General features: G+C 54.0%; 6 protein-coding genes. 3 read left to right on the plus strand and 3 right to left on the minus strand.

What is annotated here, in order from left to right:
* The 3 genes from ACF8AM_RS00090 to ACF8AM_RS00100 all read right to left on the minus strand — a co-directional run.
* On the minus strand, window positions 1–1,473 hold a 1,473-nt coding region (locus ACF8AM_RS00090; protein ID WP_392553665.1), incomplete at its 3' end, for a PAS domain-containing protein.
* A 108-nt stretch (window positions 1,474–1,581) separates the two neighbouring features.
* Window positions 1,582–5,625 carry a chemotaxis protein CheB gene (locus tag ACF8AM_RS00095; protein ID WP_392553666.1) on the minus strand — a complete coding sequence of 1,348 codons (4,044 nt, stop codon included), beginning with the start codon at window positions 5,623–5,625 and terminating at the stop codon, window positions 1,582–1,584.
* 29 nt (window positions 5,626–5,654) lie between these two features.
* Entirely contained in the window at window positions 5,655–6,407 is a 753-nt protein-coding gene (locus ACF8AM_RS00100) for a response regulator (RefSeq protein WP_392553667.1), read from the minus strand.
* A gap of 1,041 nt (window positions 6,408–7,448) precedes the next feature.
* On the opposite strand from ACF8AM_RS00100, the gene ACF8AM_RS00105 reads away from it, so the two are divergent.
* From ACF8AM_RS00105 to ACF8AM_RS00115, 3 genes are all read left to right on the plus strand, one after another.
* A complete protein-coding gene (locus tag ACF8AM_RS00105) occupies window positions 7,449–7,928 on the plus strand; it encodes a bacterioferritin (RefSeq protein WP_392553668.1) in 480 nt (159 codons plus the stop codon).
* Window positions 7,929–8,467: 539 nt separating this feature from the next.
* Window positions 8,468–9,073 carry an RNA polymerase sigma factor gene (locus ACF8AM_RS00110; protein WP_392553669.1) on the plus strand — a complete coding sequence of 202 codons (606 nt, stop codon included), beginning with the start codon at window positions 8,468–8,470 and terminating at the stop codon, window positions 9,071–9,073.
* A partial coding sequence (locus ACF8AM_RS00115) for a hypothetical protein (protein WP_392553670.1) occupies window positions 9,070–9,291 on the plus strand: 222 nt, incomplete at its 3' end. The genes ACF8AM_RS00110 and ACF8AM_RS00115, both read left to right, overlap by 4 nt.

Raw genomic sequence — 9,291 nt, forward strand, 5'->3', positions numbered from 1 at the left:
TTGGTCGGCTACAATGATGGTCTTTCGAGACCCGCGGACTTCACTGGTGATCGTGATTTTGGCTGGTTCGTTGGGTTTGCTGAATTTGATTGCATTGCTGATGAGATTTTGAAACAGTTCCACCAGAAAACCCTCGTGTCCATGCACCATCCCTAATTCGGAAACCGTGATTTCAGGGGATGTTTCTAGGGTCAGCTGGGAAAGGTTTTGGAGAGCGGTGGCGACGCAGTCTTGAAGGTCGACCTGCGTGATTTCAAGTTCGGATTGCCCGACACGCGACAGCATCAAAATGTCGTCGATGAGGTCCTTCATCCTGGTGGCGCCGTCAATGATGTGCTGCAAATAGGTGTGGCCTTTTGCGTTGAGTGAATCTGCGTGTCGTTGCTGCAAGAGTTGGCTGAATCCCGCGATTGCACGCAAGGGTTCTTGCAGATCGTGGGAGGCGGCAAAGGCAAATCGTTGCAATTCTCGGTTGCTTTCTTGCAGTTCGTTTTCGGATTTCTTTTTATCCTCGATATTGAAAATGGTTCCCGCGGTCCGAATGGGAGTGCCATGGCTGTCGAAAAGCGTGTGTGCATGAGTACGAAACCAGAAGTGGCCCCCATCGCGGTGGAGCATTCGGAATTCGACGGTGAAAGGTTCGCGGGTCCTCTGTTGTGCGTTGAGTTGATCGAAGAATTCATCAGAATCGTCTGGGTGGATCCGTTCGCGAAAGGCCTGGAACGTTTCGGGGAAGGCATGTCGGTCATTGCGGTCGTAACCAAGCAACTGCCGAAATTTGGGTGCATACTGGACGTGATCGGTTTGTCGGTTCCAGTTCCAAATGCCACCGCTTTCACCAAGCAGTCGGATGTAGACCACCTGAGTTTGAAGGTCTCGGACATGTTGTCCGATGCTAACGGTTGCCAGGGTGGTTGCGGCGCCGATCCCCAGAATGACGTTCAGTAGCATCAGCATTCGAGTGCGTCTCTCGAGTCGCTCGGCCTCCGCTCTGCATGAAGCGTTGAGCGACTGAACGATTGTTTTGAGTTCGATGAGTGAGGGCGAGTCGTCAAAGCGGACGGTTGCGTCAATTTCTCGGGCGGTGGCGCCGTTGCTTGCCATCTCACGGACAACCTGCAATTGGCCGGAGTACTCCGTGACCATGCGTTGGGTTTCTGGCAGCGGGACGCCGTGGATTGGGGGCTGGGCAATGGTTTCCAGTTCGCGAATCAGTTCGGTCGCTTTTGCAGCGTTCTGGACTGCGTGTTCGTAATAACGTGGTTCGTCGGGACGCAAAACGTAGTTTTTGAAGTTGTGGATCAGACCTCCGTAGCCGAGTTCGTGTTCCAGTCGTTCCGTGACATCGGTCACTTTGGCAGCGAGTTCATTGACAGCGTGACGCTGATATTCAGCCGAGATCATGTAGAGGCTGATAACGGACACAGCGGCAATGCAGAGGCCAATGCAGGTGAAAAGCGTGGAGGTACGCATGGTCTTGATTGCGAGCTGTTGATTCAATCGGAGGGAGGATTTTCCGCTGTTTTGCGCTCCAACGCAAGCGAGTCTCCTGCGAGCCTTTTGGGGAAGGATGCTGGTTGTTTAGGCGATTTCTTCGGTTCGGAAGGTTTGTGGGGTCAGTTCCGAAAGTTCGGTGAGAATTTGCTCGAGTTTCTCGGGATTCAGTGGTTTGACGAGATGAAGGTCAAATCCCGAGTCCCGAACTGCTTTGCGATCTTTGTCTTGCCCATATCCAGTCAGTGCGACCAGTTTGGTGCAAGCGTGGTCCGGATCGGACCGAATGCGTTTGGCAAGTTCGTGACCGTCCATGACGGGCAGTCCGATGTCGATGATGGCTGCATCGGGACGGATTTCACAGATTTTTTCCCAACCAGCCACACCATCGCTGGCCTGGAACACGGTCAGCCCTCGCAACTCCAGCAACCCCGCTAGCATTTCGCGTGCATCATCAATGTCTTCCACCAGCACAACAGATTGGAGGGCGGCGCCCGAGCTTTGTGGTGCCTCGGTGTCGTCAGCGATTTGGTATTGCGAAAGCGGGAGCGTTACTGTGAACGTGCTGCCTTTTCCGATTCCATCGCTCTCGGCAGTGACCGTTCCGTGATGCAGTTCCACAACCGCTTTAACGAGCGTCAAGCCGACTCCCATGCCGCCATTGGATCGATCCAGCGTTTCATCGGATTGATAGAACAGAGAGAAGATCTCGTTCAGTTTGTCCTCGGGAATGCCAGCCCCTGTGTCCTTCACTTCAATGAGCACGTTGTTCCCGGCGACCTTGAGTTCGAGATGCACCTTTCCTTCGGCGGAGTTGTATTTGATTGCGTTGTTGAGCAAGTTCACCGTCACCTGTTCGAGCCTTGCAGGGTCACCGTTGACGATCAATGGGGCGGAGGGAATGTTGGACGATAGTTCCACGTTGGAAGCATCGGCGCGGCTTTGGATGGTGCAGATCGCTTGTTCCGCGACCCTGGTCAAATCGGTGCGTTGTTCGCGAAGTTCGATCTTTCCATGAGTGATTCGAGAAACATCCAGCAGGTCGTCGAGCAGATGCGACATCTGCCCGAGTTGTCGTTTGACGACGCCCAAGGCTTTCTCGGTGACCAGCGGTTTGGTCTCCTTGGCGGACATGATTGCAATCGCATTGGTGACCGCACCCAAGGGGTTGCGAAGTTCGTGCGAGAGCATCGCCAGAAATTGGTCACGTCGTGCAACACCCTGTTTGACTTCCTGTTCTGCTTCACGGCGCTGGGTCACATCTTCGACGGATCCCGCCATTCGAGTTTCGCTGCGTCCAGACTTGCGTTCAGCAGAACCACGCATGTGAAACCACCTGTATTCATTGGTGGTGCCGTATTCCATCCGGTACTCGATGTCGAAGGGCGTGTCGTTTTCGAGATGGCTTTTGAGTGCAGCCATCACCCTTGCGTGGTCGTTGGGATGCATGAGTTCTTCCCAAAGCGAAACCGTCATTTCGTCGGTTGGGTCACGACCCAGCAGAGCATACATACGTCGCGAGCACCAAATGGCTTCCTTGGTGACATCTTTCCAGTCCCAAATTCCGGCGTTGCTTCCGCGAACAGCCAAATCAAATCGTTCCTCGCTCTTTTGAAGTGCCTCCGTCGCTGCTTGCAGCATCGTGACATCCACCAGGGTCACGACCGCGCCCTCTACCGTTCCTCGCGATAGGTAGGGGAAGATCCGCAGCAAGTACCATTGCCCGTTTTCGTCTTTGATTTCCCGCTGAATGAACTGCTCGGTCTGGATGACTTCTTTGATGCTCTGCGTCAAAAATGCGTCTTGTAAACGATGCGTGAACGCATCAATGGGACGCCCGATGTCTTGGGGGATGAGGTTGAAAAGCTCTGCAATTCGCGGGGTGAAACGTCTCAGTCTCAGACGCGAATCGAGGAACAATGTGTGGACATTGGTGGTGGTCAACAGGTTGTCAATGTCGTCATTCAGTTCCGTCAGTTCGTCAATTTTTCGTTGGTGTTCCGCGTTGACCGTGTAGAGTTCTTCGTTGACGGAATGCAGTTCTTCGTTGGTGCTTTGGAGTTCCTCGTTGGAGGAGGTCAGTTGCTCATTGGTTGATTGCAGGACTTCGTTGGTGGATTGGTGTTCTTCAATGGTCGACTGCAAATGGCTTTGCGTGAATTGCAATTCGCGTTCGAGGTATTCCACTGCTATGACTTGGTCTGCGGTGAGAACAATGGGGGCTCGTTGGCTTGGTTGCAATTCTTGAGGTTCGAGCTGAATGAGCGATGTGCCTTCTTGGTCGTCTCCCGCGTCAAAGCGATCCACCGTTATCTTGAGAAAGCATTGTTCCCCGTTCAGGACGCACGGGATCTGCTCGACTGTCACCGGGTTACCGTCTCGGCGCAGTTGAACCAAGGCGATCGAAATCGCGGATCGGAGTTCCGGCAAGATGATGTTGAGGAGGTTGTTTTGCGGTCGACCATCCGAGAACGAGAGATAGGAACCGGCGCCTCCAAAGACATGCAGGATCTCCTTTTTGTCGTTGACCAGGATGGCTGGAGAAAGAAACTTCTCCAGCAATTGGTCGTAGGTCTTTAGCAGTTGACGTGTCGCGGTCCGTTCGCGAGCGATGTCGACTCCGGCAGGCGGAACAGATGGCCAGGGACGTCGGAGGGACAAATTGCCTGAAGCAGAAGCGCTGACTTCGCGATGCTTTCGAAAAATTCGAAGGGATTCGTCGAGCGGTTGGAACTCGTTGCGAAGATCTCCAAGAGATTCACTGTTGCCAAGGCAGAGGACGCCACCGGTTTTCAATCCGAAGTGAAAAAGCGAGAGCACGCGTTGTTGAGTCGCAGGTGTGAGGTACACCAGCAAGTTGCGACACGAGATCATGTCCAATCGAGTGAAGGGAGCGTCCCGGATGACGTTGTGAGGCGTGAAGACGACCAGTTTGCGGATCTCGGGTGTGACGTGAAAACCGTCCTGTCTTTCAATGAAATAGCGTTCGCGACGTTCGGGAGTGATGGATGCAAGTCGCTCGTCTGTGAAGACTCCTCGCCCCGCTTTCAACAAAGAGGGGTCATGAACATCGGATGCGAAGATTCGGACACGTTTTTCGATGCCTCGTCGGTCGAATTCTTCTGCTAATTGAATCGCCAGCGAGTACGCTTCTTCGCCTGTTGCGGTGCCGGCTACCCAGCACCGAAAGTCTTCGTCGGGATTGAGGTCGTCGATCAGCTTCGGAAGCACGTCCAGTTCCAGTCGGTCAAACGCTTTGCTGTCACGAAAAAAATCGGTGTTTCCGATGAGGATGTCGCAGTAAAGCTGATTGAGTTCTTCGGTGTCCTCTCGTAGCATCTCCCAGTACTCGTTGATGCTGTCCTTCTGGGCCAGTCGAACCCGGCGTTCAACTCGTCGGCTGAACATCTCGGTTTTGTACTGTGAGAAATCGATGTTGAAGGTGTTGTGTAGCAACCCGTAAACCAACCGAATCGGGGATTCAAGCAAGGGCTCGGCGTCAAGCGTTTCCTTCGGTTCGCTGTTGGTGAGTGTCGCCGGAGCATCGGCGGCAATGCGTTGCAGCGCTCGGGCAATTTCGGGTGGGCTGAGCACCAACTCCGCGACACCGGTCTCGTAGGCGCTCCTTGGCATGCCATCAAATGCAGCGGTTTCGATCGACTCGACGATGACGGTGCCACCTGCCGCGGCAATGTCGCAGACCCCGCGGCTGCCATCCGAACCGGTACCGGACAAGATGACGGCGACGGCATCCGGTCCAGCCTCTTGTGCCAAGGTGCGTAAGAAACCGTCGATTTGGAACGAAAGGCCGTTCCCTTTGGCTCGTTCGGCAAGGAGCAGTCGCCGATTGGAGATGATCACGTGCTGACCGGGAGGCAGCAAATAGATGTGATCTGGTTCGATCAAGGTGCCGTCTTCAATCAGGTGGACAGGCAGCTTTGCGTGGCGAGACAGCAACTGGTCCATCATGCTGTCGAAGTCAGACGACAGATGTTGGATGACAATGATCGCCAATCCCGTTTCAGCGTTCAGTTCATCGAAGAGAGCTTCGAGCGATTGCAGACCACCGGCTGAGGCGCCAATGCCAACGACTTTCGTGGGCGTAGCAGACGCAGGACCGTTCTCATTCATAGGTTACTTTTTCGATGCAACGCATTGGGTCAGCAGGCGGCCCCAAGTTGGCTTTCGAGTTCTAGGACGAACTCGTGAGGATGGATTGGTTTTGAGAACCATTGGTCGTAGTGGTGGTCGGCTTCGCCATTGGGCGTTTCTGGTTCGCTGCCACTGATCACAAACAGCTTCAAGTGCTGGAACCTCGGGTCGCAGCGGATGGCCTTTGCCGTGTTCGAGCCATTCATGTTCGGCATGTTCATGTCCAAGAGGACAACATCGGGGACATGGTGTTGGGCGAGGTAGTCCAAGGCTTGCTCGCCGTCCGCGGCTACGCTGACATCGTATCCATGGACACGCAGGTATTCAGCTAACAACTCTCTTTCCTGCGCGTTGTCTTCCACCACAAGCGCGCTGCGTTTTCGAGGTGGGGCAGCCATGATCTCTTCTTCCGGACTGATTTTTCCGGCAAACTGATCCAGTTCTGAGAGTTGATCCAAGGTGACGTTAAGAGACTGCTCCGCTTCGTCCACTCGTCCGGCCTGCAGATGCGCTTGCGTCACGGATAAGGCCAATGAAACGGTGTTCAGTTTATTTCGAAAAGCGTGTCGCTGTTCTTGCGCTGCGTCGTGAATGCGAGCGTTGGTTTCCGACTCCATGAGTTCGCTTCGCAGAACGCGGACATGGTCGGGAGCGACCACGCCGACCTGCACCTTCTTTCCGCTGACTCGTAATATTTCGATCGTGATTCCCAGGTTCAAGAATGAAAATTCTTGCTTCACTTTTCTCGATAGCACGAGCATGAGAGGTCTCCTTCCCGTCAGGTAGAGTGCGAATTCATTCGAACTTCGCGTTCGAAAAGGGGGAGCGACCGGCATCTTGCCAAGCGTCTGGGACGTGGAGGCAGTCCTTTGCTCACAACTCGCCCTCGTGCCTGCATTTAGATACCCTCTACAGGGGGCTGTCAAGGGAAAAGGTGCAGGAAACGTTTGGTTTTAGAATCTTGCGGGTTGACCTAAGGGGTATCCCTAGGTTTCGAAGTCTACGGAGTTAAGTTTGGTCATGTCTTTCAAGTTTGCATTCACCCAAGAAGTGTGACGCCAGAGCACGCTTTTGCTGTTTGGGTGCGATCGGAAGACCACGATATGACCATGACTGACGATGGAATGTGGGGCGCAGTTGAAATGTCGATCCTTCTGTTGGCAATGTTTCTCATGCAGAGGTTGGTCTCCTCAGGTCAACATTGTCGTAGAGATGCATGCCACTGGTGTGCGACGAAGTCAGTGGTTGAGCTACGATGCCTCCGAAGCGTGCTTCGGTGATGTACACAGGGCGATGGTGAATCAGGCAAAAGACGGAACCACATACCCGGGAAGGTGTGTCCGGGGAGTCCACGTAGCGGAAGCAGAACCCACCGGAGAAACTCCTATTTCCAAAGCTCAGACGTCGCCCGTCCCCATCCTCGGCCAAGGCCACGCATTCTTTGCAGATGTACCAAGGGTAGCGAAGAAAGACACGTTGCTTCGCGCCACAAACGGGGCAATGGTGGTCGGGCATTTCAGTCGAGTGTGACGAACGGGGCATGGTCGGATTGCGTTTGGCGGGTGGTGAGAGAGACAGCGTTCACGTGCGAGATGATTGCAGGTTGGATGGCGGGACAGTTCATTTTTTCGCCATTTGAATGTAGTCATCTCGCGAGAGTCCGATGTATTTTAGCGAGCTCGGGTTTGGTCGATGAGGCGACCATTTTACCCTATGGCTTTCCACGTTATCGCGTCCATTGCACAATCGAATTCTATTTCCCTGTGCCAAATTTTGTTTCCCTGTGAACCCGGAGAAGAACGATGAGTAAAACACAAACGATTGAGAACTTGCAAAAAGCGTTGGGCATGGAACTGACCGCAACTCACCAGTATCAGTTGCATGCTTGTGTGCTGGACGATTGGGGAATGGGCCTGTTGGCGTCCAAGATGCGGGAAGAATTGCAAGAGGAATTGGGGCACTCGGAGGACTTCCTGAACCGAATCCTGTTCCTGAACGGGCACCCCAACGTGGCGATGCAGAAAACTCCTGTGCAGGCAAAGTCATTGAAGGAGATGTTTGAATCTGACTTAGCTGACGAAAAGGAAGCGATCGACTTCTACACCACGGCATCGATTCAAGCGAGTGAAGACCGTGACATCGGTACGCGTCAATTGTTCGAACGAATCGCCGTCGACGAAGAAGGTCACGCGGGTTGGTTGGAATTGCAACTGGATCTGCTGGAGCGAATGGGTGAGCCAGCCTACATCGCCAAGCACATGCCAGCGAACTCCGACGAATAGAACCGGCTGGGCGTCTGCTCATCGGGCATGATGCAGGTCACTTGAAAATTGATTGCCGATCCGTTTTTTACTTGAAACGGATCGTGTGAAATCAGGACCTCGCTCTGCCCCGGCTTTGATTTCACCGTGGAGGTCCTCTTAGAAACTTGATGTTCAAATTTTCAGTTTTCTTGCGGGGCCCTCAGGCTCGGACCAAACGGACTGTTGATTGAAAACGTTTCGCAGATCGAAGGGTCAGTCGGCGGTTGCTAGCCCAAAGTTACCGGAGACGAACCGGATGCTATCGTGTTCCGGCCGACTCAATCAACCGTCTGCGAAGCGGTTGATTGAGGCAATCTGCATCGGAAGCCCGAATGAGTATCCTGGGGTATCTGAATCCTGGTTCGGCAGGTGCACCGGTTTTGATCAGCTCTCGGGAAGGATCTCCAATCGCAATTTAGCCCTTCCAATTGGGGAGCTCGGAAAGGTTGTTTTTGGATTTTGACGAGATTGCGTGTGACAAAGCTTGCTCCGCTGTGTTTGGCTGGTAGGAGACAAGAATGTTGCAAGGTCCGGAAACACGAGCGTCGCTGATTGGCAAGCTGAATGAGCCGGCTTCGGAAGAAGTTTGGACGGAGTTTGTCTCGATCTATCGTCCGCTGGTGGTCCGGGTTGCCTTGGCAAAAGGATTGCAGCACGCCGACGCGGAAGACTTGACGCAAGACGTTTTCGCGGCGGTGCGGCGGTCGCTGACAAAGTTCGAATCGCGTGGCAGCGGTTCGTTTCGGGCTTGGTTGTTCCGAATCACTCGCAACTTGGTCGTCAACCATCTGACCCGTTCCAAGGGACCGATCGGTTCGGGGGACAGCCACGTTCAACAGTGGTTGATGCAGCAACCTGAACGAGAGAACGAAACGGCCACGCTGTTCGATCACGAATTGCTGCGTCAGCAATTTCAGCTTGCCGCCGATCGTGTGCGGCCGAATGTGGAACCCGCGACGTGGCAATCCTTTTGGATGACGGCCGTCGAGGGCAAATCGATCTCCTACGTTGCGGAATCGCTCGGCAAGTCCCAGGGATCCGTTCGAATGGCAAAGTGCCGTGTGTTGGCACGTTTGCAACAAGAAGCTCAAGCATTTTCTGGTCAGTGGGAGACGGAAGCATGATCGCACGCATTCGAGATGTGAAGCACGACGATGGACTTCACTACGATCGAGAAACGCTGAACGACTACCTCCACGATCGCCTGGACGCGGACACGCAAGAAGTCACCCAGCACATCGAGGTCTGCGAAGAATGCCAGGCTCACGTGGAGCGTTTGGTCACCGACGACGTGACGTGGGAGGAAGTCGGCGAATTGCTTCGGGAGCCGATCGCGAACGGC

This window comes from Rhodopirellula sp. JB055 (genome assembly GCF_043100905.1).
GTDB lineage: Bacteria > Planctomycetota > Planctomycetia > Pirellulales > Pirellulaceae > Rhodopirellula.